Genomic DNA, 23,636 nt, shown 5'->3' with positions numbered 1-23,636 from the left:
GAGACGTCACCCCCGTCGCGCGAAGCGTCACGTAGGTCGTTCGAGTGCGCCCACATGTGCCAACTCGGCCGACGTAACTGACGTCTCGGCAGAGAGTCAGAAACCGGAGGGTGGCTGAGGAAGCTCCGGAACCCCGAGCTTCGCCAGCAGAGCCACCGCGTCGTCGGCCGAGACCCGCGACGACTGGGAGTGGAGCATGTCGTCGACGGCGAGGTCGACCTCGGCGGTGAGACACACGAGCACGTCCTCGCCCTCGGCCTCGGCAGGCCCCTGGAAGGCGAGCACGGGCAGGTAGGCGAGGTCGAGGGAAGCGGTCTTCTGGAGAAGACGTACGGCGGCGAGCACATCGGCCCGCGGATCGGCGACCTCCAGCGGGCGGCCGTCGACGGACGCCGCGCCCGCGGCCGGCACCTCGACCATGCCGGCGGTCGAGGGGATGTCGTGCTGCTCGATGACCGCGACCCCACCCGGATGCACCACGACCGCCTCGAGCTCGCGCGAACCGATGCTCACGTTGAGCACGACCAGGGCCGACTCGAGCTGGCCGAGCGCCTGACGGAGCTTCTCCTCGCCGAACGTCTCGGGCGCACCGAGGTCGAGCATCCACCCGCCCGCGGCGGTGGCGACCCACGAGGCTGTCTCCTGCTCCTTCAGCGCCACCAGCTTCTCGGCCTCCTGCCGCAGCCGGTCCCGCTCGAGGGCCGCGTCGTGGGCGCGCCGGCGCTCGTCGTCGAGCTCGGCGCGCAGCATCGCGACCTCGCTCTCGGCCAGCTGCTGCAGCTCGCGGCGCCGCTCCGCCTCCCGGGCACGCTCCTCGGCCTGCTGCTTCTCGGCCTTCAGCCGGGCGACCTCGAAGCGGCGTACGCCCTCCTCGAGCAGCCCGAGCGTGCGGTCGGAGACCGCCACATCGGCGCCCGACTCGAGCCGGTCCCGCAGCGCACCCCAGTTGACCTCGGGATGGTCGGTCACGAGCGCTTCCAGCACCTTCAGGAGTACGTCACCCTCGACCCCCGCACGCGAAGCCAGTGAGGCCTGGTTGAACCGAGCCGGCGCGGGCGCCGCGGTCGAGGCCGGAGCCAGGCTCCACTGCCCCGGCGGCCCCTCGACGAAGCCGCCCGAGCTCAGCACGGCGAGCAGCTCCTCCTCGGTCAGCAGCACTCGCTTGCCCTTCAAAGCGGCGCGCAGGACCTGCAGGCTCAACGGAGCCCGCAGGCGCAGGATCTCGGCGACGGCCGGCATGGAGGAATGAGGCATAGGGGCTGGTTAGGGGGTTGTTCTCGCAGGCGCCGCGATCGTACACCGCAGCACCGACATTCGAGTCGCGCCAGAGCCGTTCCGAACAAACACGCGAAGGCCCCGGACACCGGATGGTGCCCGGGGCCTCGCTGTCAGGCCGGTCGAGTGCTAGTCGAGCGGCTTCAGGTCGAAGTCGTAGACAGTCGTCTGACCAGCCACGATCTGCGCCTTCTTGGTCGCCGGGACGAACCCGTCGGCCGCGACGACCACCTGGAGCGGCGCGTTGGACTTCTGCATCCAGTACCCGTAGGTGCCGTCCGCATCGGTCCGAAGCGTCACGTCGTACGACACGCCGTCGAGGGCCACCACCGCACCCTCGAGCGCCTCACCCGAGCCCGTCACCGTGCCCGTGATCTTGCCCCAGCCCGCGGGCGCCTTCACGATCATGGTCGCCGGGACCGGCGCCACGGTGTAGGGCGTGTTGTTCCCGATGACCACGTCGGCCGTGTAGGTGCCCGGCTGGTCGACCGTGGCGGCGAACGTGGCGATCGCGGTGACCGACTTGCCCGGTGCCAGGGTGAACGACGGCGGCTGGACGTCCAGCCACGCGACGCCACCGCCGCCACCGGTCTCACCGGTCACATCGAGGATGATGTTGGAGTCGGGGAACCCGAGCTCCGCGGCGTCGGTCGGCTCCGGCGTACCGCAGGCGTCGGAGGCCAGGTAGGTCGGCGAGGTCTCGGCGGCGGCGTTGCCACCGAAGTAGACCGCACCACCGGCGACGGAGACGACCAGGATGTCATCCGGCGCGATCTCCGCCGAGGCCGCGATCGGCACCGTGTAGGTCGCCCCGAAGTCACCGGTCACCGTCGTCGTACCGGACCCGATCGGGGTCAGGTTGGCGAAGGTGAACGCCGCGCCCTCAGGCAACGTGTAGAGCGTCGCCGTCACCGGCGTGCTCCCGTTCGCCGACTCCTGGACCGCGAAGCTCACGCTGGTGGGCGTAAAGCCGCCGGAGACCCCGAAGTCACCGGGTGAGTAGGTGCGCAGGATGGTCGTGGTCCCCGAGGGGCACGCGACCGAGCTGGACATCACGACCTCGTGCGAGCTCGAGTGGGACAGGGTCGTCTCACCCGCGGGGGTCGGCGCCAGAGCGGTCACCGACGGCTGACCCGACGAACCGAGCTTGGTCCCCGACTTCGACGAGGTCAGGCCCGACGCCTTCGACCCGGCACCCGGCTTGGTCTCGACCGTCGTGGCCTTCGTGGTGACGCTCTTGGTGACCCCGGCCGAGGCGGTCTTGTCGCCCTGGATGACGATCTCCTCACCGGTGGCACCCAGATCGACCTCGACGGGCGCGGACCCGGTGTTGGAGATCTTCAGGTTGCGGGAGACCGAGCCACCCATCGCGAGGCTGGCGTTGAGCGCCGTCTGGGTGACGGCGAGCCGGCCGGCCTTGAGCTGGGCGTTGGAGGTGAGCGTGGCGTCCTCGGCGACGGTGAGGTTGCGGCTGATCGGGTCGTAGTCGGGCGCGGTGAAGCTCACGCCGTACGCACCGGTCACCAGGTCGACGCTGTAGGAGCCGTCGGCGCCGGTCTCGACCGTCTTGACGGACCCGCCGGCGGTCGGGGTCAGGGTGACCTCGGCGCCGTCGATGCCCTCCTTGGTGTTGTAGTCCTTGACGACACCGGAGACCGTGCCCATCGGGGCCAGGTCGAAGGTGACCGACTTGTTGTCGCTCAGCGAGGCGGTGTTGAGCGAGAACTGGGTGCCGATCGTCCCGGTGGCGTTCTCGATGCCGATCGTGGCCGAGCCGCCCAGGGCCCGGTCCCCGCTGGGCAGGTCCCCGTAGCCCAGCTCGACCCGGCCGTCCTCGAAGAGGGTGACCGAGAAGTCGAGCAGGTCCGCCGAGCTGTTCAGCGGGTAGACGTCACGCCACTCGATGACGAACGCGTCCACGCCGTCGACCGTCGTCGCTGCGGTGAACACGTCGGCCGCACCTCGGGCGTCGAGGTCGTCCCAGAACGGGTAGATCGCCGCGTTCGGCACGGCCGTGGACGGGATCGCCCCGTTGCCGTAGGCCGTGCTGGACGCGAGGAAGTTCACGTGACCGTTCGATGCGACGTACGCCTTGGCGTAGCTGCCTCCGTAGAGCGGGAAGCTGAACGGCAGGTCGACCGAGGCGGCCGCGTCGTCACCTTCCAGCCCGAGCGCGGTGGTGCCGGAGCGTACGCCGCTCGAGCCCTCCGAGCAGAAGTAGCCGTAGTCGTCGTAGGAGAAGACCACCTTGACGTTGTGGGTCTTGGCGCCCGTGACCTCGATCTCGGAGCTCGTGGCCTCGGCACAGCCGGACCCCTCGGTGAAGATCGTGTACGTCCCCTCCGGGACGCCCGCGATCGAGTAGGTCCCGTCGGCACCCGAGGTCGCGGACAGGTTGCCCGGCGAGAGCTGGATCTCGGCCCCGGCGATCGGAGCGTTGGTGCTGGCGTTGGTGACCGTGCCGCTGACCGTGTGCTTCGGAGCCTCGGCGAGGTCGAAGTCGACGGTCGTGGTGGCGTCCTGGGTGACCGTCGCGGATCCCGTCTCGGTGACGAACCCGAAGGCGGAGGTGGTCAGGTCGTAGTCACCGACGAAGACACCGGCTGAGAAGTGACCCTCGGCGTCGGTGGTGAGGGTGCGGTCGAGCGCCTCGCCGTCGAGCTCGACGGTCGCGCCCTCGATCGGCTCGCCGCCGCTGGTGACGGTGCCGGCGACCGTGCCGCCCTCGGCCGGGGCCAGGGCGATCAGACGTGCCAGGTCGAGGTAGCCCTCGCCGTACACGTTGTTGTTCTCGGCGGTGCCACCGCAGGTGGTGTCGTCGACGTCGGTCGCCGCCTCGTTGAGCAGGCGGCGGGTCTCCTCGACGTTGCCGATCAGGGTGGGGTTGTAGCTCCACAGCGCCGCGACGGCTCCCGCGAGGTGCGGGGCGGCCATCGAGGTGCCGTTGTAGCTGCCGTACGAGCCGCCCGGGAGGGAGGAGCGTACGTTCACGCCCGGCGCCGCGATGTTGGGCTTGACCAGGCCGTTCTGGCCCGAGCCACGGCCCGAGAAGGAGGCGACGGTGCCGGAGGAGTCGACCGCGCCCACCGAGTAGGTGAGCACGTTCGCGCCCGGGGACGACGTCCCCTGGCACATCGAGCCCGGGTTGCCGGAGGCCCACGAGGAGAACTGGCCGGCTGCGTTCCAGGCGGCGTTCACGTCGTCGAAGAAGGAGTCGATGTAGCCGACGCCGTTCCAGCCCCAGGAGTTGTTGATGACGTGCGGGCGCTTGGCGACGTCCGGGTTCTCTCCGTCTGCGTCGGTCGGCTCCAGCAGCCACCAGCCCGACTCGAGCAGCCCGGCGTCGGTGCCGCAGCAGCCGTTGGTCTCGATCCACTCGGCGTCGGGTGCGACACCGATCTGGTTGCCGGCGCCGTCGTCGCCGACCATCGTGCCCATCGTGTGGGTGCCGTGGCCGTCGAGGTCGCAGGGACCGCTGGAGCAGTCGCCGTAGGCGTCGTACCAGTTGTAGTCGTGGGTGAAGGTGCCGTCACCGTTGTTGCCGCGGTACTGGTTCACCAGGGCCGGGTGGGTGTAGTCGGTGCCGGAGTCGACACTGGAGACCACGATGCCGGCGCCGGTCGCGCCCTGCTCCCACGCCTCGGGGGCGTTGATGAAGTCGATGCCCCACTCGATGCCCTGCGGCGCCTTGGTGGCCGTCTCCTCCTTGACCGGCTCCACGAGCGAGAGCTTGGCCCGCTCGTGGACGGTCTTGATCTCCGGGTCGGCGGCGAGCTTCAGCGCCAGGTCCTCGGAGCCGTCCTTCACCAGGATCGCGTTCGAGATCGCGTACGTCTTGTAGCTGACCTTGGCGGCGTCGAGCTCGGCGACGGCGCCGGCCTGAGATGCCTTCGCCGTCCTCTCGAGCGCGTCGACGACGTACTGGCCACGCTCGGTCCAGTCGTCGATGGAGGAGGCCGGGCCGAGGTTGGCCTTGTCGGAGAACCGGAGCCAGAAGTCGGTCGACTCCGACTTCTCGAACTTCGACTCGAGGGTGGACGTGAGCTTGGCCGCAGGGGCCTTGTCGTCGGCTGTAGGGGTGCCGGCGAATGCGGGAGTGGCAAGCATCGCAGCCGTGGCGGCGAGTATGCCTGTGGCTGCTACGGCCGATCGGCCGAGGCGTGAATATCTCAAGGTGGGTCTCCTTGCGGAAACCGTCGGCAAAACCCGCGAGCAGAGATCGTGCACATTCCCGGGTAATGCGGACGGATCGATTATTGCCACGGGAAAGCGTTCTCTCGATTTGTTACAGCCGCAGTCATTCCGGGCGCCGGAGCGCGGCAGATACCTGCCAATGTCGTAAAAGCGTCACGGCTCTAGACAAGTTGGCGAGTCAAATATGACACGGGTGCGTCATTGACACCCGCCCCCGGTATCGGCTCCGACGAATGCTCTGCCGAATGCTCCCGCAAAGGCCGGGTCGTTGACGTCGGTCCGCTTTCCGTTCGCTGTACGTTTTTGTAAAAGGAGGGGCATGTCTGCGATCAAACGCGTGACGAACACGTCCGAGGCCGAGGCGCTGGCGGCGTTGCTCAACGGCGACTCCCGCACGAAGCCGACCGTGGTGGTGACGGTCGCGTCAGGACACACCGAGCCCTACGCGGACGTGGAGCGGATCGCGGCCGAGATCGGCGACCTCGCCGACCTCTACCTGGTCACGACCGGCGGACACACCTGGGCCTTCTCCAACAAGATGACGCCGGGCACGCAGGTCTACGGCGGCGCCGGACGGGTCTACCCGGTCGGCCTGGGGTGGAACATCGATCTGAAGCAGGCCCCGCTGCGGTTCGCGTGGAGCAAGTCCGAGGGCCCCAAGCTCACCGGGCAGCTCATCGACGACGCTCTCGACATGGCCGCGGCGGCCGGACTCTTCGACAGCGCCCGCACCGCCTCCACCCGCGAGCGCCGCGCCGGCACGGTGCGCTCGATCATGAGCGAGCGCGCACTGGTCGCCCTCGACGGGGGCGACATGGCCTCGGTCCCGCCCCAACTCGCCCAGGCAGGGGTGCCGATCGAGCGCGTACTCGCCCCCGGGATGCACGTCGACGGCGTCCTGGAGAAGAAGTCACGCTGGCTCGACATCCGGGAGAGCCGCCCCACCGCCGAAGAGGCATTGAAGACGTACGCCGCCGGGGACGTCGTCCCCGCCGAGGTCCGTTCCGTGCTGGCCGGCTCGGCCGACCTGCGCCTGCATCCCGACGTCACCGTCGAGCTCTTCCGCTCGGATGTGACCGGCGACCCCGACGACGACCTCTCGGCGCTCCTCACCCCCGGGGAGGTCGTGCTCGCGCGGGTCATCGCCACCGGGCCCAAGTGGCGGCTGTCGCTGCGCGAGGTCCGCGAGCACGACACGGCCCGCGAGGCCCTGGCCCTGTACGCCGGCGGCCCGCCCTGGCTCGACCCGGATGCTCCGCCGCCTGCGTCCGTCGAGCATGTCGATCCCGAGCCTGCACGTGCGGAGCCCGCACCTGCCGCGGTCGCTCCGGTGGTCGAGCCGGTTGCTGAGCCCGTTCCTGTGGCTCCGGCCAAGCCGGCGATCCCGAGTCCCGCGATGATGCCACGGCGCAAGGGCGAGCCGGTCCGCGCGGTCCGGCCGGCGCCGTCGCCCGAACCCTCGCCGGTGCCCGAGAAGGAGCCCGCGCCGGCGAAGAAGGCCGCCGTGCAGTCGATGTCGCTGCAGGTCACCGCGATCAAGGCCGAGAAGGCTCACCTCGAGGCCGAGCTGGCCGAGCTCCGCGACCAGGTCTCCGGGCTGCGCAACGAGCGCGTGCAGTTCGCCAAGGATCTCGCCCGCGCGGCCCGCCAGGTCGAGACCCGCGACGCCGAGCTGGCCCGGATGCGCTCCCAGCTGCGCCGCGCCAAGCAGCGCAGCGCCCCACCCGATGTCGCCCTGCCCGTCTTCGCCGACCGCGAGCGGGGCTTCCGTCACCTGGTCGAGGCCGCCTGGGCCCGCCGGATCCCCGTCGGCGAACAGCCGACCCGGCCGCTGCCGGACTACGCGATCGGCGAGCGGTTCCTCGACAGCGTCGACGCGCTCGAGGGCATCGCCGTCGACAAGATCGCCGACGTGGTCATGGAGGTGCTCACCGGCCTGGCGGAGCAGTCGACCGGCCGCGAGCTGCACCAGCTGCGTACCTCTGCCGGGGGCAACGCCGCCCCACAGTCCCGCCCCGACGGCGCGGTCTGCTACCGGGTCTCGATGCAGATCCACACGCCCAGCGCCCGGCGCCTGCACTTCTGGAAGTGCCCCGACGGCACCATCGAGCTCTCCCGCGTCGTCGTCCACGACGACATGGAGCCCTAGCTCAGCCCCAGCACCAAGTCAGCAGCCCGATGAGCGGGTCCGGGATCGACTCGATCTCGACGGCCTCGCCGAGGATGGTGCCGTAGCGGATCTTGCGTCCCGACGCGGTGCCGAAGAAGCGATGCAGCTGGTCGGCGACCTCCTCGCCGCGGTGCTCGGGCTGGTTCTGCAGCGTACGGAACTTGCCGCCCTCACCGTTGGCCTCGAGGATCTCGACGATCCGCGCGGCGCCGATCGCCCGGATCATCTCGTCCTCGAGGTCGCGCCGGCACGCGAAGAACCCCTGCCCGGAGAGGTCCTCGCCGACCTGCCGGCCGAGCGCGTTGGTGACGAAGTGCTCCTCGGCCTCGTCGTAGAGTCCGCCGACCCGGTGCCCCGCCGCCGTCGTCTCCCGGATGTAGCGGCCCGCGTTCCCGGCGCCGTTCATCGAGACGACCTCGATCCCGAGCTCGGTCAGCTCCACTCCGTAGCGCGGAGCCAGCGCCTCCACCAGAGCCTTGTCCGACTCCCCCTCGACGAGCAGCGTGATCGGTCGCGTCATGGCGCACACATTAGAAGAAAGGTACGCCGCCGCGCCTGTTCCATATACGCAACAACTCGACCTAGAGTTGCATATATGGAATCGGACGTCGGTCGCCTGGTCGCCGAGTGCATCGAGCACTCGGGCCTCAACGCCCGCCAGGTGGCTGCGCGCGCAGGCGTGGCCGCGTCGACGGTCCATCGGATCCTCAACGACCAGGTCAGCCCGTCGGTCGCGACGCTCCACAACATCACCGCCGCCTGCGGGCTCGACCTGACGATGAGCACCACACCCCTGGCATCCGCAGCGGCCGCCGCGGCGGCGCGAGCCATCCTCGACGAGAACTACCCAGCGGACGTGGACGCCGACATCGAGCAGTGGGCCACCCGGCTCGACACCTGGGCCGACGGCGACCCGGTCCAGATCATCGAGGAGGCCGCGCGCGCCTCGGGCGTCCTCCACCGACCGGATGCCGTACGGCTCGGCGGGGAGGCCACCATCGGCCGGCTCGCCTCCGCCGGCGAGGCCTCCGGCCAGCGCTGGGCGCTCTCCGGCGCGGCCGGCCTGGACCTCCCGTCCTTCGACGGGACCGTCCCCCGGATCTCGGTCCTGTGGTGCGAGGATCCGAGCGCGATCCGGACTCTTCTCACCGGTGGAACGCTCCGGCCGGCGTCCGCCCCGCACCGTTCCACCGTGGTCATCGCCGCTGCCGAACCCGACCTGTTCCTCGGCACGTTCGAGCGCGACCGGGTCGTCTACGCGGCCCCGATCCAGATCGCGATCGACGCCATCTCGGTCGGCGGCGACGCCGCGGCCCGCGCCCGCGAGGAGATCCGGACATGGTGACCAAGCAGCCCCGCTGGGCACCGGACCCCGAGACGTACGCCGCCCGCAAGGCGACCACGGACGACACCTACCGGGAGGTCGCGGACCGCGACGCCCAGCTGCGCGACACCGGCATCTGGTGGACCGAGGTCGACACCGCCCGCATCCTCCCGAGCGACACCGACCGCGCCTGGCGCCGGTTCCGCGCGAGTCTGCCCGAGCTGGTCTGGAACGCCGCGACGCTCGAGGGCAACAGCTTCACCCTTCCCGAGGTCCGCTCCCTCCTCGACGGCATCACCGTCGGTGGCCACCGGGCCGCGGACGAGCTGCAGGTGCTGGCGCTGAACGAGGCGTACGGCGCGCTCCGCGACCTGATCGGCTACGGCAGGTTCCATATCGACAAATCGACGTCCGACCGCCTCAACCGCATCGTCGCCCTCCACGAGACGCCTGACGCCGGAAGGTTCCGTGGCGAGGGCACGCTCCGTCGCAACGGCAGCGAGCTGCTTCGAGCCCGCTTCGCCACGCTGCAGGAGCGCCTCGCCGAGACCGACGACCCCCGGCTCCGGGCACTGATCTACTTCTGCTCCGCCGCACGGACCCGGTTCTACGCCGGCGGCAACGAACGCACAGCCCTGCTGATGATGACCGGCATCCTGATCTCGAACGGCTTCGACGCCATCAGCATCCCCGGCGCCCGACGCCTCGAGCTCGACCACGCCCTCGACACCCTCGTCACCACCGACGACGCCACCGAGCTGATGGCCTTCCTCGTCGACTGCGCCGCGTCGGCGGACTGAGGCTCAGAGCACCAGATCGGCACGATCCCGCGTCGCCCGCACCAGCGCGGCGTTGCGCAGATCGCTCTCGGCGATCTTGGCCTCCGCCTCCGCCCGCGACCTCCCGCCGGCGAGAAAGCGCTCGAGCAGCCGGGGCACGAGGATGTCATCCGGGACGTCGACGAACCATGCCTCGTCCAGCAGACCGCGTACGTCCTTCCACGGCCCATCCTCCAGCAGGAGGTAGTTGCCCTCGGTGATCACGATCGGCTCGCCGTCGATCACCACCCCGCCGGGCACCGGCTCGTCCGTGACGCGGCTGAACGTCGGCCACTCGACTCGTCCGCGACCCCGCACCTGCCGCAACGCCGCCACATATGCCTCGGCATCGAAGGTGTCCGGCTCGCCCTTCCGCGCCCGCGCCCCCATCGCGTCGAGCTCGGCGTTGCTCCGGTGGAACCCGTCCATCGGCGCCACCACCGCAACCCGCCCGGACTCGTTGAGCACGTCCCGCAGCCGCTCCGCCAGCGTCGACTTCCCCGCCCCCGGCGGACCGACGATGCCGAGCACGAACCTGGCGCCGGCCTTGTCCCTGATCTTCTCCGCCAGCCGGAGGAGCTCGCTTTCACTGACGGTCAAGGTCAACCTCGGGCCTCACGACACCGACACCTCGAGCTCGACGACCGCCCAGGACAACGGCGGAAGGTTCAGCCGCACGCTCCCGTCCTGGACACCGACGTCGCGAAGCGGCACGAGCCCCACCCGATCAGGTGCGGCTTCCACGTTGGACGTGTGCCGGTCGCCTCCCTCGGGAATGGTGAGGACCTCGGCACTCGCCACCCGCGAAACCCCGAGGCCGCGCAGATCGACGGTCACCTCGGAAGCCTCCTCGAGCCCACGGTTGGCGACGAAGAGCGCGACTCGACCGTCCGGCTCCGACCAGGTCGCGGCAGCGTCGATGACGTCGACGTCGCCGAACTTCTCGGTCGGGATCTGGTCGGCGGAGACAGCGAGCCGCAGGATCTGCCCGCGGGCGAGGGAAGCCATCCGGGCGAACGGCCAGAAGATCGTCTGCCGCCAGGCCGGCCCGCCCTCCTCCGATCGGATCGGTGCGATCACGTTGACCAGCTGGGCCTGGTTGGCGATGCGTACGCGGTCACCGTGGCGCAGCAGGCTGTTGAGCAGGGTCCCGACGACCACGGCATCGGTGACGGAGTAGGTGTCCTCGATCAGCCGCGGGTGCTCGCGCCACTCCTTCTTCACCTGGTCGGGCTGGTCCTCGGAGTCGAGACCCTCCATGTACCAGACGTTCCACTCGTCGAAGGAGATGTCGACCTGCTTGGTGTGCTTGCCTGCCGCCTTGACGGCATCGATCGTGGCGACGACGCCGTCGATGAACGCGTCCATCCCGACCGCCTCGGCAAGGAACGAGGCGGCGTCCCCAGAGCGCTCCTGGTAGTACTCGTGCATCGAGATGTAGTCGATCTCGTCGTACGCGTGGGTCAGCACGGTGTGCTCCCACGAGCCGAACGTCTCCATGTAGCGGTTGGACGAACCCACCGCGACCAGCTCGATCGAGTCGTCGACGAGCTTCATCGCCTTGGCCGTCTCCTGCGCCAGCCGGCCGTACTCGTGCGCCGTCTTGTGGCCGATCTGCCACGGCCCGTCGAGCTCGTTGCCGAGACACCACAGCTTGATGTCGAAGGGCTCCTCGGCTCCGTTCTTCCGGCGAAGATCGGACCAGTACGTCCCACCGGGATGGTTCGCGTACTCGACCAGCGCCCGCGCCTCCTCGACCCCACGCGTACCGAGGTTGATCGCCTCCATCACCTCGACCTCGGCCTCACGGGCCCAGTCGACGAACTCGTGGAGCCCGAACTCGTTGGTCTCGATCGTGTGCCAGGCGCCGTCGAGGCGGCGGGGCCGATCCCCGATCGGGCCGATGCCGTCCTCCCAGCGATAGCCCGAGACGAAGTTGCCGCCGGGGTAGCGTACGACCGTCGGGCCCAGCTCGCGGACGAGCTCGAGCACGTCCTTGCGGTAGCCGCGGTCGTCGGCCGTCGGGTGGCCGGGTTCGTAGATGCCGGTGTAGACACACCTCCCCATGTGCTCGACGAACGAGCCGAAGAGACGACGGGGTACGTCGGCGATGGTGAAGTCACGGTCGATGGTGATACGTGCGTGGGTCATAGATCTCCTAGCGTTGCATGCGCACTATTACATCGTTGTAATGGTGTGGGCAAGGATCTCTTCCTCCCCTATTCGGTGGATCCCTCCCGACGCCGGCCGACCAGGTCTCGATCACGAGTGCCAATGGGAAGCATGACGTCCCGAATGCCACTCTCCCGATGAGCACGACGCTGCTCATCGGCGCGGGTATCGGCTACCTGCTGGGCATCCTCGTCGGCGCGTGGATCGCACGCGGCCGCCGGACCGCCCACTAGCTACCGCATAGTGCTCGCCCGCACGACCAGCTCGTGCGGGATCGCGACGGCGCGCGGTGGGGACGTACGGTCGCCGATCCGGGTCAGCAGCAGATCGACCGCCGCCTCGGCGTACGCACGCCGATCCAGGGCGACCGTGGTCAGCGTCGGATTCATGAAGCGCGCGTGCTCGACATCGTCGAACCCGCTCACCAGGACGTCGCCCGGCACGTCGAGCCCATGCTCCTGGAGCACGTGCACCGCGCCGAACGCGATCGAGTCGGTGAACGCCATGACCGCGTCGAACTCGACGCCGCGGGCCAGCAGCTCCTCCGCCGCCGCTGCCCCACCCACCATCGACCAGTCCGCGATGTCCACCTCCAGCGAAGGGTCGTACGCGACGCCGTGCTCATCGAGCGCCCGGAGGTAACCCTCGAGCCGCTGGACGCTCGTAGCCGGGGCGTCATCGGCACCCCTCGCCCCACCCAGGACGGCGATCCTCCGCGCCCCCTGGTCCAGCAGGTGAGCCGCCACCTCGCACGCCGCCTGCCGGCTGTCGATCAGCACCCGGTCGACCTTGTGCTGCTCGACCTCCCCGATCAGCACCACCGGCGGCAGCTGATCGTCGTGGACGAGGACGCTGTCCTGGAGCCGGATCGGATTGAGGATCAGCCCGTCGACGAGGTGCTCACGGGCCCGCGAGACGAGATCGTGCTCCCGCTTCGGCTCGGCGCCCGTCTCCTCGATCTGGACCGCCATCCCCCGCGCGTGCGCCACCTGCACCACCCAGTGCACCATCTCGGCCGAGAAGGCCGTCGACAGGTCCGGCAGCGCCAGCGCGATCACCCCGGTCCGCCCGTTCCGCAGACTCCTGGCACTCAGGTTCGGTACGAAGTCCAGCTCCTCCACCGCCGCCAGCACCTTCTCGCGGGTGTCGGGACGTACGAACACCGTCCCGTTCATCACGTTCGAGACCGTCTTCGGCGAGACCCCCGCCAGCGCCGCGACATCCTTCACCGTCGCCCGGCGCGGCCCCCTGGTCATGGGGTCAGCGTAGATGACCCGCGCCGGGCCGCTTCTGAGCATTCACAATTCGCCTCGGGGCATGACACGAGAACGTAAGCTCAACCGCCGTGACTGAGCAACGATCCTGGCTGCTGATGGCCGCCGAACCCGAGGACCGCATGTACGGCGGCAACCATGGTTACGCCGACGATGTGTCGAAGTACTACTCGTGGAACAGCCGAGTCCCCAACCACTCCAACATCGCGTCTGGCGATCGCGTCGTTGTCTGGGACAAAAGGACACTCGTGGGTCACTCCGTCATCGAGAAGATCGACCGCAAAGACGGCACCGCCGAGCGACGCCTGTGCTCAAACTGCCTCCGGCCAAACATCACCTACCGCAAGACCAAGACGCCCGACTGGCGATGCCAGAAGTGCCTGACCGACTTCGACAAGCCGGTCGTCGATCTGGCCGAGGTCGTGCATTACACCGCCCATTTCGAGAGGAACTGGGTTGACCTCCACGGCGTCCTCTCCGGACCTGAGATCCGTAAGGTCGCCCTCTCATCCGTCTCCCAGCACGCAATGCGCGAGATGAGCTGGACGACGTACGTCGCCGCACTTGCCTCGAAGAAGCGCGGTGTCGACGGAGGTTCGCTGTGACACTGCTGCCGTGACACTTGGCCGAGTCCGATCGTGATGCCGTGGCCCGCACGCCTTGCAGCGCCCGCTTCTCACGACTTAGACGTAATGGAATCCCTGCCGCGGCCATCGAATGCGTCAATGAGCAAGCGGCCGATGGCCGCGCCCAGAGGGATCGGGACAGCGTTGCCGATCTGGCGTGCGATCTCCTCGCGGGTACCGACCCAGCGGTAGTCATTCGGGAAACCCTGGATGAGAGCCGCCTCGTAGTGGGTGATGACGCGGTCCTCCTCCGGGTGGATGTAACGACCCTTCTCAGGCTTGAAGAACTCGGTGCGAATCGTCACCGAGGGCTTCTCCCAGGTCAGGCGACCCATAACGTCGCCGCTCCCCTTGGGATGCTTACGCCAACAGGGGGCCTTCAACTCATCCGGAAGTTCCGAGCGGCTCCCGCCGTTGTGGGAGATCGCCTTGAAACGATCGAGCGAAAGTTGGGTGTAGAAGCGGCCGAAGTGGAGCTGACGGGTCGTGAAGACGCCCGGCATTTCCTTTGACCCGACGTGTACAACACCTTCCGGAAGGTTTAGACGGTCGACCTCTCGGGGCACGTACTGGAGCGCCTCGGCCAGCGAGCGATGGGCGCCCTGATGAGTCTTCCCCGGCAGCCCCGGGGAGGGCAGGTCCTTATGGTGGCCGATGACGATCACTCGCTTGCGAGCCTGGAAAGCTCCGTAGTCGGCTGCGTTGAGGACGTCGACGTCAATGTCGTAGTCCTTGAGACTGCCACCGTTGAGCGCGTCCTGGAACACCTCCCACTGAGTCGACTTCAAGAAAGCAGGCACGTTCTCCAGAACGAAGTACTTCGGCGTAGCTCGCTCGACCGTCTCGGCATAGAGCTTCCACAACTCATTACGTTCGGCGCCGACCCCAGCACGGTTGAGCGTGGAGAAACCTTGGCAGGGCGGCCCTCCGACGACCAGGTCGACCTGTGGAACGGAGCCGTCCTCGGACAACCAGTCCTGGATCGTGCCTACGTAAGCCGGTCCACCCTTGACGTTGCCGTCGTCGCAACCGCCACCGTGATTGAGTGTGTACGTGGCAGCAGCAGCCGACTCCATCTCGACCGCCCGCACAGGGTCGAACCGCGCACCCGGAGCCGTGTTCAGCCCCTCCGACAGCCCGCCCGCGCCCGCGAAAAGGTCCAGGGTCGCGATCCTCGCACCGCTGTCCTTGGGGGCGGCCGGCGTCGCCGCCGATTCGAACATCTGCACGGGAGTCGACACGATACGAAGACTAGCCGGCCATGGTAGGTGAAACCACATCCACGCCGGCGAGTACCGAAATCGTGACCGATGCTGCAACCGCTCAACGGATGTCGCGGCAGCGAACTCGCGACACAGAGCCCGAGCTGGTCTTGCGCCGAGACCTGCACCGACGCGGGTTGCGCTATCGCGTAGATGCTCCGATCCCCGGGATGCCGCGGCGCCGCGCCGACCTGCTCTTCACTCGAGCGAAGGTCGCCGTAATGGTCGATGGGTGCTTCTGGCACAGCTGCCCAGAGCACGGGACAATGCCCGCCAATAACGGCGAGTGGTGGGCGGGCAAGCTTGCCCGCAACATCGAAAGGGACCGCGAGACCGACATGCACCTCGCCTCACTCGGTTGGATGGTCGTGCGGGTCTGGGAGCATGAGGACATGACCTCCGCGGCCGAGCGGATCGTGGACATCGTCCGGCCGGCCACGACCGATGTCTCGTCGGCGGGTCGAGACCACTGACACCCTGCGATACGGGGCCACATCCCGACGGACCCCAATTTGCGGTATGACGCTCACCAACACGCATGTGCCCGTCGACTTCCGGCGGGCATCATCTCGGCAGGCACACCGACGAGTCACGCCATTGCCACGCCGACCGACCTCCGAGCGGACGCGCGCTCGTTGCATCGATCTCGGTCGACCACCACCGACCGTCTTACTTCAACAGCGGGCGAGTGTCGGTGACGACAACTAGGATCGTGCCATTCAAGCCACTGGAGAGTTTTCACGAATGACGACCACCCCTGACGCCCCGGTCCGCAAGAAGCTGATCGAGGTGTCAATCCCGCTGGAGGACATCAACGCAGAGTCCGCCCGGGAGAAGTCCATCCGGCATGGCCACCCGTCAACGCTGCACCTGTGGTGGGCACGCCGTCCCCTAGCAGCGGCTCGAGCCGTGCTCTTCGCGCAGCTGGTCGACGACCCGTCGTCGAACCCAAACCTGACCGAAGAGGAACAGAAGGTCGAGCGGGAGCGGCTGCACGGGATCATCCGGCGGCTGGTCAAGTGGGAGAACATCAACAACGAGACCCTGCTGCGGGAGGCGCACGAGGAGATCCTCAAGTCCACCGGCGGCAAGCCACCTGCGATCCTCGACCCCTTCGCCGGCGGGGGCACCATCCCGCTGGAGGCCCAGCGCCTCGGCCTGGAGGCGCACGCCTCGGACCTCAACCCCGTCGCCGTTCTCATCAACAAGGCGCTCATCGAGATCCCGCCGAGGTTCGCAGGCCGCCCGCCGGTCTTTCCTGGCGCCGCCGACTCCAAGCTCGGTGACTGGCCCCGTGCCACCGGCCTGGCCGAGGACGTGCGTCGCTACGGCGCCTGGATGCGCGAGCAGGCCAAAGAGCGCATCGGCGATCTCTACCCCGACGCGACTGTCGTCGACGAGAAGACCAAGAAGAAGACCAAGGCCACCACGATCGCATGGATCTGGGCCCGCACCGTCACCTGCCCCAACCCCGCCTGCGGCATCGAGATGCCCCTCGTCCGCTCCTGGTGGCTCGGCAAGAAGAAGGGCAAGGAGGCGTACGTAGTCCCGACCGTCGTCGACAACCCCGATGCTCCCGGCGGTCGACGGGTCGAGTTCACCATAGGACACGATCCGAAGAATGCGCCGACGAAGGACAACGACGGAACGATGGCCGCAGCACGTGGCGCGACGTGTGTCGCCTGCGGCTCGTTCAGTCCGCTCCGCGAGATTCGGAAGAGTGCGCTCGCTTCCGGGTACGGGACGCGACTGCTCGCAACCGTCGCTGCAGGGCAGCGGCGACGCATGTACGTCCCGGCCGCCGAAGAGCATGTCGCCGCGGCCGACGTCGCGGCACCAAACTCCACTCCTAGCGGCAAGGTCGCTGAAAACCCGCGCTGGTTCTCGCCGCCGCAGTACGGCCTATCGAAGTTCTCGGACCTGTTCACCAACCGGCAGCTGGTGGCGCTGACGACGTTCGGCGACCTCGTGGGCGAGGCGCGGGAGAAGGTACTGAAGGACTCCGTCGACGGTGGTCTCCCGCCGGGCGCGCGTCTCTCCGACGGCGGCACCGGCGCCGAGGCGTACGCCGACGCAGTCGCCACCTATCTCGGCATGGGAGTCAGCCGTACGACCGATCTCAACAACGCCCTGGTCACATGGTCCAATGGGCGCGATCAGGCACGGAACCTCTTCGCTCGTCAGGCCATCCCGATGGCCTGGGACTTCGTTGAGGTCTCGCCATTCGCGCGGGCTGCCGGTGACCTGTCGATCGCCACCGAGACTCAGGCTGAGGCGATCGAGAAGCTCCCCGCTACATCCACTGGCAACGTATCGCAGTTGGATGCCGCGGCGCGTGACTACTCAACTGTCGTGGTCGCCACCGACCCGCCGTACTACGACAACATCGGATACTCCGACCTCTCCGACTTCTTCTACGTGTGGCTACGCCGTTCGCTGAAAGAAGTCCATCAGAGTCTGTTCGCGTCGATGCTCGTGCCTAAGGCCGAGGAGTTGGTAGCGAATCCTTACCGCCACGGTGGTCGCGATGGCGCTGAGAAGTTCTTCGAGACGGGATTCGAGCATGTCTTCGCCCAGGCGCGAAAGGGCGCGTCGAACGACTTCCCAGTCACCGTCTTCTACGCGTTCAAGCAGTCCGAGCTCGAGGCGGAGGGCGTCACTAGCACGGGCTGGGCAACCATTTTGGAGGGCATGATCCGTGAGGGCTGGGCAATTACTGCGACGTGGCCCGTGCGCTCGGAGCGAGGTGGCCGAATGATCTCGGTCGGGACCAACGCCCTGGCGTCGTCGATCGTGCTGGTTCTTCGCCCTCGCCACGAGACGGCTGGGCAGACGACGAGGCGGGGATTCCTCGCAGCGCTCCGTCGGGACCTTCCGGACGCTCTGGAGAATCTTCGGCAGGGTGCCGTGGCACCGGTGGACCTCACTCAGGCAACCATCGGTCCCGGGATGGCGGTGTTCTCGAACTACACACGCGTCGTGGAGAACGACGGCGAGGACATGAGCGTGAAGGCGGCGCTCCGGCTGATCAACCAGGCACTCGACGAGGTGCTGGCCGAGGGCGAGGGGGACCTCGACGCCGACACGCGATTCTGCCTGAAGTGGTACGAGCAGTACGGCTGGGGCACGGGACCGTTCGGTGATGGCGATCTGCTCGCTCGTGCGTACAACACTTCAGTGCGCGGCCTGGATGATGCCGGCGTACTAACGCAGGGCGAAGGCATAGTGCAGCTCATTGCGCCGGCCGATCTGCCTGCGAACTGGGACCCGATCGCCGACGACCGGGTCTCGGTATGGGAGGTGATGTGCCACCTCGGCCGGGTGCTCTCCGCCGAGGACGGCGGGCTGGAGCCGGCCGCGAAACTGATGGCCGCGGCTTCCGCACGCTCCGAGGTCGACGTCGAGGCGGTCCAGCGGCTCGCGTACCGCCTGTACGAAATGACCAAGACGTCACGCACCGACGACGCGCGACTGTTCAACCTGATCGGTGGCTCGTGGACGGACCTGGCTGCGGCCGCTGCGAAGGCGCCGGCCCCGACCGAGGTGCAGACCGAGATCGACTTCGAGGGTGAGAGCTGATGGCGAAGACGAGCAACATCGAGATCGTCCGTGCAGCATTGGAGTCGCTGGCCTCGGTGCTCGACCCGTACATCGAGCAAGTGACTGCCAGACATGTGCCAGCGGGCAATGACTGGACCGTGCTGCTCGCGGCGAAGGACGCCGAGAAGGGCATTCACGGCAAGTCCTACTCGCGCACCGATCCGCAGGATCAGTTCCGGATCATCACCGAGCCGATCTCCTCGCTCGGCTACCTCTTCAACGACCATCTCTCGCGAGGTGAACAGGGTTTCGTGGGCGAGTTGCGCAGCGTGCGCAACAACCTGGCCCACTTCAGGTCCTTCTCCCCCGACGATGCGGTCCGGGCCCTGGACACGATCGAGCGGGTGATGCGCGCGATCGGGGCTGCACGCGAAGCGGACGCAGTGCGGACCTCGCGACTGGACATCCTGCGTGGGAACTTCGAGAAGCAGACCCGGAAGGCGGTGCTGGAGGCGATCGCGCTTCCGGGCACCCCGGATGCCAAACTGCCGGCGTGGCGGGACGTGTTGAAGCCACACCCGGACGTGGCCGCCGGGCGATACAGCAATGCGGAGTTCGCTGCCGATCTCTTCTCGGTCGCGGTGGGTGGTAACGCCGCCAAGGAGTATCAGGACCCGGTCGAGTTCTTCCGGCGTACCTATCTCACCGATGGACTCAAGCAGTTGCTGCGTCGCTCCGTGGAGCGCGTGTCCGGGTCGGAGTCGGCCAACCCGGTGATCAACCTGCAGACCACGTTCGGCGGTGGCAAGACCCACTCCATGCTGGCTGTGTGGCACCTGTTCTCAGGGCGCCCGCTGCACGATTTCCCGCAGGACGTCCAGGATCTACTCGCCGGTTCCGACGTCGACGTCCTCAGCAGACCGGTGCGCAAGGCGGCCCTGGTGGGCAACGAGATCCCGCCAGCGAAGCCATCCAAGAAGCCCGACGGCACGGTCGTGCGCACTCTGTGGGGGGAGCTTGCCTGGCAGCTCGGAGGCGCCGAGGGATATGCGATCGTCGCCGAAGCCGACGGCACCGGCACCAATCCCGGGAGCTCGTTGCGCGACCTGTTCGCCACGTTCGGTCCCTCCGTCATCCTGATCGACGAGTGGGTGGCATACGCCCGTCAGCTCCCCGACAGCTACGACAAGAACGACCCCCGAGCCCGGGAGGTCGCCGGCGGCCTCTTCGAGACCCAATTCACCTTCGCCCAGTCGCTGACGCTCGCAGCTGAGAGCGTGCCCGGGACGCTGCTGCTGGTCTCAGTGCCCGCCAGTGAACGCAAGGACAAGAAGTCCGACGACGGCGCCGACGACGAGGCGACCAAGGCAAGCGACCTGGAGGTCGGCGGTCAGCGCGGCCGCGACGCGCTACACCGCTTGGACAACGTCATTCGTCGTGTTGCCTACCAGTGGAGTCCGGCGACCCGGGACGAGTCCTACGAGATCGTGCGTCGGCGGCTGTTCGTCGAGCCGGACGCGCAGGCCATTGCCACCATCGCGACGGCCGCACGACGGTTCAGCGACTATTACCGGCATCACCCCAAGGAGTTCCCGACCGGCGTCGGAGAGTCGGAATACGAGTCGCGGATCAAGGCGGCGTATCCGATCCATCCCGAATTGCTCGACCGGCTCTACTCGGACTGGTCGACGCTGGAGAAGTTCCAGCGCACCCGTGGTGTGCTGCGGCTGATGAGCCTGGTGATCCACCAGCTCTACGAGCGCGAGGACCCATCGCCGCTGATCATGCCGGGCTCGGTCCCGCTGGATGCCCAGCCGATCCGCGCCGAGATCGTGCAATACGTGGGCAACCAGTGGGACGCGATCATCCAGTCCGAGATCGACGGGGAAAACGCCGTCGCCCGCACGGTCGACGATGAGCGGCCGGCACTCGGAGACCGGTCACTGGCGCTGCGTACGGCTCGGACGATCTTCCTGGACGCCACGCCATCGCTCGATGCGGCGCTCAAGGGCAAGGACCGCAAGAGCCTGACCCTGGGCATCGCCATGCCGGGTGACGTGCTGGGCAACATCGGGTCGGCGCTCGACGGACTGCAGGAGAAGTCCTCGCACTACTACGCCGAGGACGGACGATTCTGGTATGACACCCAGCCCTCGCTCAACCGGCTCGCCGCCGAGCGGGCCTTCCAGCTCTCGATCGATGCCGTGCACAATGAGGTGTCGACGCGCCTTCGGCGGGCGTTCAAGGGATCGACCGAGGTGATCGCCGATGTCCTGCATCCGGAATCGTCCTCGGACGTGGAGGAGGCCGAGCACCTGCGGCTGGTGGTGGTGCCACCGAAGTATGCCCACAACGGCAAGGACAAGGAGTCCACGGCGTCGAAGTGGGTCCATGACCTGCTGAGGCAGCGCGGGAGCGCGCCGAGGTCGAACGTGAACACCATCGTGGCAGTGGCCGCCGACGAGAAGCAGTGGGGCACGCTGGAGTCCGCGGTGCGCTCCTACCTGGCCTGGAGCTCGATCTTCAACGAGACCGACCGTCTGGACCTGACGCAGTCGGCCGCCGCGCAGGCGCGTTCGATGTTGGAGACGGCGAACCGTACTGTCGACGACCGGCTCGCGCACACCTGGATCTGGGGCCTGCACGCGGTCCAGGACGACCCACAGGCACCATTCGTGGTCGGGCAGGTGCGTGCCGACGGGCAGGAGAAAAACCTGCTGAAGCGGATCGGGGCCAAGTTGGCCTCGGTCGACGCGGCGCATTCCTACATCGCAAACCGGGTCGTTCGGCTCGACGTCGAGGAGTTCCTGCGGGCGAGGTGGACCCGCGGCTTCATCAGCTTCACCGAGCTGTGGACGTACTTCTGTCGCTACCCCTACTTGCACCGACTGCGGGACAAGTCGGTCCTGGTCCGGGCTCTTGAGGAGTCGCTGCTCGACACCGGGTTCATCGACACAGGGTTCGCGCTGGCGACCGGGTTCGACTCGGGCACCGGTGACTTCCTCGGGCTGGCGGTGCCGTTGGAGGACACTGAGTTCGGTCCCTTCGATGACAAGACGCTGATCGTGCGCCCGGATCTCGCCGCCGGCCAACGCCAGCGTGAGGACGAGGCCAAGGCCAAGCCGGTCACCGATGTGGGCCCGACGGCCACGCCTTCGACGCTGCCAGGTTCGCACGCGAGCCCGGCTGCCTGCCCCACTCCCCCGCCGCGCAAGGTGGTGGCAAACGCGACATTCTCGCTCCGACACGGCATCGATCCGACCGGTGATATGCCCGGCGACCTGCAGTTGATCGCCCAGGAGATCCTGGAAGTGCTGCGCAATGCCGGGCCTGACGTGCTCGATATCACGCTGACCGTGGACGCGCAGAAGGGCGACGGTTTCGACGAGAACACCGTGCGTGCCGTGAAACAGAACGCCAGCGATCTGGGTGTGACCGACAGCAGTTTCAAGGACCTGTAATGGGATCAGCCTCGGGACCTCAACCGGTCGGATCGCGAGTCGTCCAGCCTGACCCGTCGATCACCTCGGCGATCGGCCGTCACCACACCCTGGACACAGCCGTCGCCGACCTCGTCGACAACAGCATCGACGCGGGCGCATCGAACGTGCTGGTCAGGTTCCTCGTCGACGGAGCCCGCCCGGTCGGGCTCCAGGTCATAGACGACGCCTCCGGCATGGACTCGGTCGGCATCGATCACGCGATGACGTACGCCAAGAAGCGCGACTACGACGGCCGGGACCTCGGCCACTTCGGGATCGGGCTGAAGGCTGCCTCCCTCAGTCAGGCGAACACACTGTTCGTGTGGTCCAAGAAGTACGGTTCGCCTCCCGTCGGTCGACGTCTGCGTCGGGAGACGATCGACACCGGGCCGCTTGTCGAGGAGTTTGCCGCTGGAGACGCCGCGGAACGTCTGGCCTCTGCGAAGGTGGACTTCGCGATGGATACCGGGACGATCGTCGAGTGGCAGGACGTGCAGACGTTCCTGACCTCCTCCAGCGACGACGAGCAGCGCACCTGGACCAACGAGACCATGCAGGACCTGGTCAACCACCTCGGCCTGGTGTTGCATCGGATCCTCGAGCGTGGAGATCTGACCCTGACCATCGACATGTTCGACGTGCAGTTCGAATGGCCGGGCGCCCCGCGGACGGTCACGGCGATCGATCCGTTCGCCTATCGAGGCGCGGGGCAGGTCGGATACCCGAAGGACCTCCCTGTGTCCGTCGGGGAAACCACAGGGGCAGCGCGGCTGCACATCTGGCCGCGCCATGACAAAGGACCGGGATTCGTGCAGGGCGGCCGGTCCGAGACGGAGACGCAGGGGCTGTACATCTACCGCAACGACCGACTCCTACAAGCGGGCGGCTGGAACGGGCTGGCCACACCGCACGTCGACTTCGCCTTCGCGCGGGTGGCGTTCGACTTGAGCGTCGGGATGGAACGCCACGTTGCGATTACGCCGGAGAAGATCGGCATCACCTTCGACGACGAACTGCGCGGCGCGTTCCTCCGGGCTCGGGCATCCGACGGCACGACGCTGGCGTCTTTTCGGGATGTCGCGCGAAATGCCGCGAAGGTGGCCCGCCAGCGGGTGGCCTCACCGATCGAGGCACCGAAGCCCGGCGATGGCCTCACCGCAGCCGTGAGAGACGCGTTCGCTGAGCATACGCAGCCCAACGACCCATCGCCGATCGACATCCGGTGGGGCCTGCTGCCCGAAGACTACGTCTACGACATCGACCTCGACACCAATCCTCGTCGGCTTGTCCTCAACGCACGATATCGGCTGGCGATCGTCGGTCGCCGCAGCCTCGACCGCAACGACGCTCCCCTCGTCAAGAGCCTGCTTCTGCTCCTGCTGGAAGACCACTTCCTCGGCACCGGCAGCGGCGCACGGAAGAAGCGGGAGGACGCGGCATGGCAAGGCGTCCTGCTCGCAGCGATCCAGGCACAATCTGCAGTTGGGAAGTGACTGTCG

General features: G+C 67.9%; 15 protein-coding genes. 8 read left to right on the top strand and 7 right to left on the bottom strand.

Annotated features, from left to right (window positions below):
- Nucleotides 1–96 precede the first annotated feature (96 nt).
- The gene (locus tag ABT304_RS16290; protein WP_350716596.1) at nt 97–1,254 is read right to left on the bottom strand and encodes a hypothetical protein; all 1,158 of its coding nucleotides are present in this window, start codon (nt 1,252–1,254) and stop codon (nt 97–99) included.
- Between the two features lie 150 nt (nt 1,255–1,404).
- Nucleotides 1,405–5,448 (bottom strand): carboxypeptidase regulatory-like domain-containing protein, encoded by a 4,044-nt coding sequence (locus tag ABT304_RS16285; protein WP_350716594.1) that lies wholly within the window; start codon nt 5,446–5,448, stop codon nt 1,405–1,407.
- A gap of 340 nt (nt 5,449–5,788) precedes the next feature.
- On the opposite strand from ABT304_RS16285, the gene ABT304_RS16280 reads away from it, so the two are divergent.
- On the top strand, nt 5,789–7,618 hold the full coding sequence (locus tag ABT304_RS16280) for a hypothetical protein (RefSeq protein WP_350716593.1): 1,830 nt from the start codon (nt 5,789–5,791) through the stop codon (nt 7,616–7,618).
- Nucleotide 7,619: 1 nt separating this feature from the next.
- Here the strand turns inward: ABT304_RS16280 and ABT304_RS16275 are convergent, their stop codons facing one another.
- Entirely contained in the window at nt 7,620–8,159 is a 540-nt protein-coding gene (locus ABT304_RS16275) for a TOPRIM nucleotidyl transferase/hydrolase domain-containing protein (protein ID WP_350716592.1), read from the bottom strand.
- A 75-nt stretch (nt 8,160–8,234) separates the two neighbouring features.
- On the opposite strand from ABT304_RS16275, the gene ABT304_RS16270 reads away from it, so the two are divergent.
- Together ABT304_RS16270 and ABT304_RS16265 are read left to right on the top strand one after the other, a co-directional pair.
- Complete coding sequence (locus tag ABT304_RS16270) at nt 8,235–8,984, top strand: helix-turn-helix domain-containing protein (RefSeq protein WP_350716591.1); 750 nt, start codon at nt 8,235–8,237, stop codon at nt 8,982–8,984.
- The gene (locus tag ABT304_RS16265; RefSeq protein ID WP_350716590.1) at nt 8,978–9,763 is read left to right on the top strand and encodes a Fic family protein; all 786 of its coding nucleotides are present in this window, start codon (nt 8,978–8,980) and stop codon (nt 9,761–9,763) included. The genes ABT304_RS16270 and ABT304_RS16265 overlap by 7 nt, the downstream gene beginning before the upstream one ends.
- Before the next feature lie 3 nt (nt 9,764–9,766).
- On the opposite strand, the gene ABT304_RS16260 is transcribed toward ABT304_RS16265, so the two are convergent.
- The 3 genes from ABT304_RS16260 to ABT304_RS16250 all read right to left on the bottom strand — a co-directional run bounded on the left by ABT304_RS16260 (nt 9,767) and on the right by ABT304_RS16250 (nt 13,209).
- Nucleotides 9,767–10,381, bottom strand: a complete 615-nt coding sequence (locus ABT304_RS16260) for a nucleoside/nucleotide kinase family protein (RefSeq protein ID WP_350716589.1) — start codon at nt 10,379–10,381, stop codon at nt 9,767–9,769.
- Between the two features lie 15 nt (nt 10,382–10,396).
- Nucleotides 10,397–11,932 (bottom strand): arabinosylfuranosidase ArfA, encoded by a 1,536-nt coding sequence (gene arfA, locus ABT304_RS16255; RefSeq protein ID WP_350716587.1) that lies wholly within the window; start codon nt 11,930–11,932, stop codon nt 10,397–10,399.
- Nucleotides 11,933–12,186: 254 nt separating this feature from the next.
- Nucleotides 12,187–13,209 carry a LacI family DNA-binding transcriptional regulator gene (locus ABT304_RS16250; RefSeq protein ID WP_350716585.1) on the bottom strand — a complete coding sequence of 341 codons (1,023 nt, stop codon included), beginning with the start codon at nt 13,207–13,209 and terminating at the stop codon, nt 12,187–12,189.
- 116 nt (nt 13,210–13,325) lie between these two features.
- Here ABT304_RS16250 and ABT304_RS16245 point away from each other — a divergent pair, with 116 nt between their 5' ends.
- On the top strand, nt 13,326–13,832 hold the full coding sequence (locus ABT304_RS16245) for a hypothetical protein (RefSeq protein ID WP_350716583.1): 507 nt from the start codon (nt 13,326–13,328) through the stop codon (nt 13,830–13,832).
- A gap of 71 nt (nt 13,833–13,903) precedes the next feature.
- Here the strand turns inward: ABT304_RS16245 and ABT304_RS16240 are convergent, their stop codons facing one another.
- A complete protein-coding gene (locus tag ABT304_RS16240; RefSeq protein WP_350716581.1) occupies nt 13,904–15,094 on the bottom strand; it encodes a DNA cytosine methyltransferase in 1,191 nt (396 codons plus the stop codon).
- Between the two features lie 20 nt (nt 15,095–15,114).
- On the opposite strand from ABT304_RS16240, the gene ABT304_RS16235 reads away from it, so the two are divergent.
- The 4 genes from ABT304_RS16235 to ABT304_RS16220 all read left to right on the top strand — a co-directional run bounded on the left by ABT304_RS16235 (nt 15,115) and on the right by ABT304_RS16220 (nt 23,630).
- Nucleotides 15,115–15,588 carry a very short patch repair endonuclease gene (locus ABT304_RS16235; protein ID WP_350716579.1) on the top strand — a complete coding sequence of 158 codons (474 nt, stop codon included), beginning with the start codon at nt 15,115–15,117 and terminating at the stop codon, nt 15,586–15,588.
- 271 nt (nt 15,589–15,859) lie between these two features.
- A complete protein-coding gene (locus ABT304_RS16230; protein WP_350716577.1) occupies nt 15,860–18,694 on the top strand; it encodes a DUF1156 domain-containing protein in 2,835 nt (944 codons plus the stop codon).
- A complete protein-coding gene (locus ABT304_RS16225; RefSeq protein WP_350716575.1) occupies nt 18,694–22,116 on the top strand; it encodes a DUF499 family protein in 3,423 nt (1,140 codons plus the stop codon). The genes ABT304_RS16230 and ABT304_RS16225 overlap by 1 nt, the downstream gene beginning before the upstream one ends.
- Nucleotides 22,116–23,630: an ATP-binding protein gene (locus tag ABT304_RS16220; RefSeq protein WP_350716573.1), complete on the top strand. Its 1,515-nt coding sequence runs from the start codon at nt 22,116–22,118 to the stop codon at nt 23,628–23,630. The genes ABT304_RS16225 and ABT304_RS16220 overlap by 1 nt, the downstream gene beginning before the upstream one ends.
- The last annotated feature ends 6 nt before the right edge of the window (nt 23,631–23,636 follow it).

Source organism: Nocardioides sp. NPDC000445 (genome assembly GCF_040300245.1).
Lineage (GTDB): Bacteria > Actinomycetota > Actinomycetes > Propionibacteriales > Nocardioidaceae > Nocardioides.
The sequence above is the reverse complement of the archived record's forward strand: the minus strand, read 5'-3'. Positions and strand labels throughout refer to the sequence as shown.

Excerpts from the sequence above, each read along its gene's own strand:
- ABT304_RS16265 (WP_350716590.1), top strand. The coding sequence starts at position 8,978 with ATGGTGACCAAGCAGCCCCGCTGGGCACCGGACCCCGAGACGTACGCC.
- ABT304_RS16270 (WP_350716591.1), top strand. The coding sequence starts at position 8,235 with ATGGAATCGGACGTCGGTCGCCTGGTCGCCGAGTGCATCGAGCACTCG.
- ABT304_RS16245 (WP_350716583.1), top strand. The coding sequence starts at position 13,326 with ATGGCCGCCGAACCCGAGGACCGCATGTACGGCGGCAACCATGGTTAC.
- ABT304_RS16225 (WP_350716575.1), top strand. The coding sequence starts at position 18,694 with ATGGCGAAGACGAGCAACATCGAGATCGTCCGTGCAGCATTGGAGTCG.
- ABT304_RS16230 (WP_350716577.1), top strand. The coding sequence starts at position 15,860 with ATGACGACCACCCCTGACGCCCCGGTCCGCAAGAAGCTGATCGAGGTG.
- ABT304_RS16280 (WP_350716593.1), top strand. The coding sequence starts at position 5,789 with ATGTCTGCGATCAAACGCGTGACGAACACGTCCGAGGCCGAGGCGCTG.
- ABT304_RS16250 (WP_350716585.1), bottom strand. The coding sequence starts at position 13,209 with ATGACCAGGGGGCCGCGCCGGGCGACGGTGAAGGATGTCGCGGCGCTG.
- ABT304_RS16290 (WP_350716596.1), bottom strand. The coding sequence starts at position 1,254 with ATGCCTCATTCCTCCATGCCGGCCGTCGCCGAGATCCTGCGCCTGCGG.
- ABT304_RS16275 (WP_350716592.1), bottom strand. The coding sequence starts at position 8,159 with ATGACGCGACCGATCACGCTGCTCGTCGAGGGGGAGTCGGACAAGGCT.
- ABT304_RS16235 (WP_350716579.1), top strand. The coding sequence starts at position 15,115 with ATGGTAGGTGAAACCACATCCACGCCGGCGAGTACCGAAATCGTGACC.
- arfA (WP_350716587.1), bottom strand. The coding sequence starts at position 11,932 with ATGACCCACGCACGTATCACCATCGACCGTGACTTCACCATCGCCGAC.
- ABT304_RS16220 (WP_350716573.1), top strand. The coding sequence starts at position 22,116 with ATGGGATCAGCCTCGGGACCTCAACCGGTCGGATCGCGAGTCGTCCAG.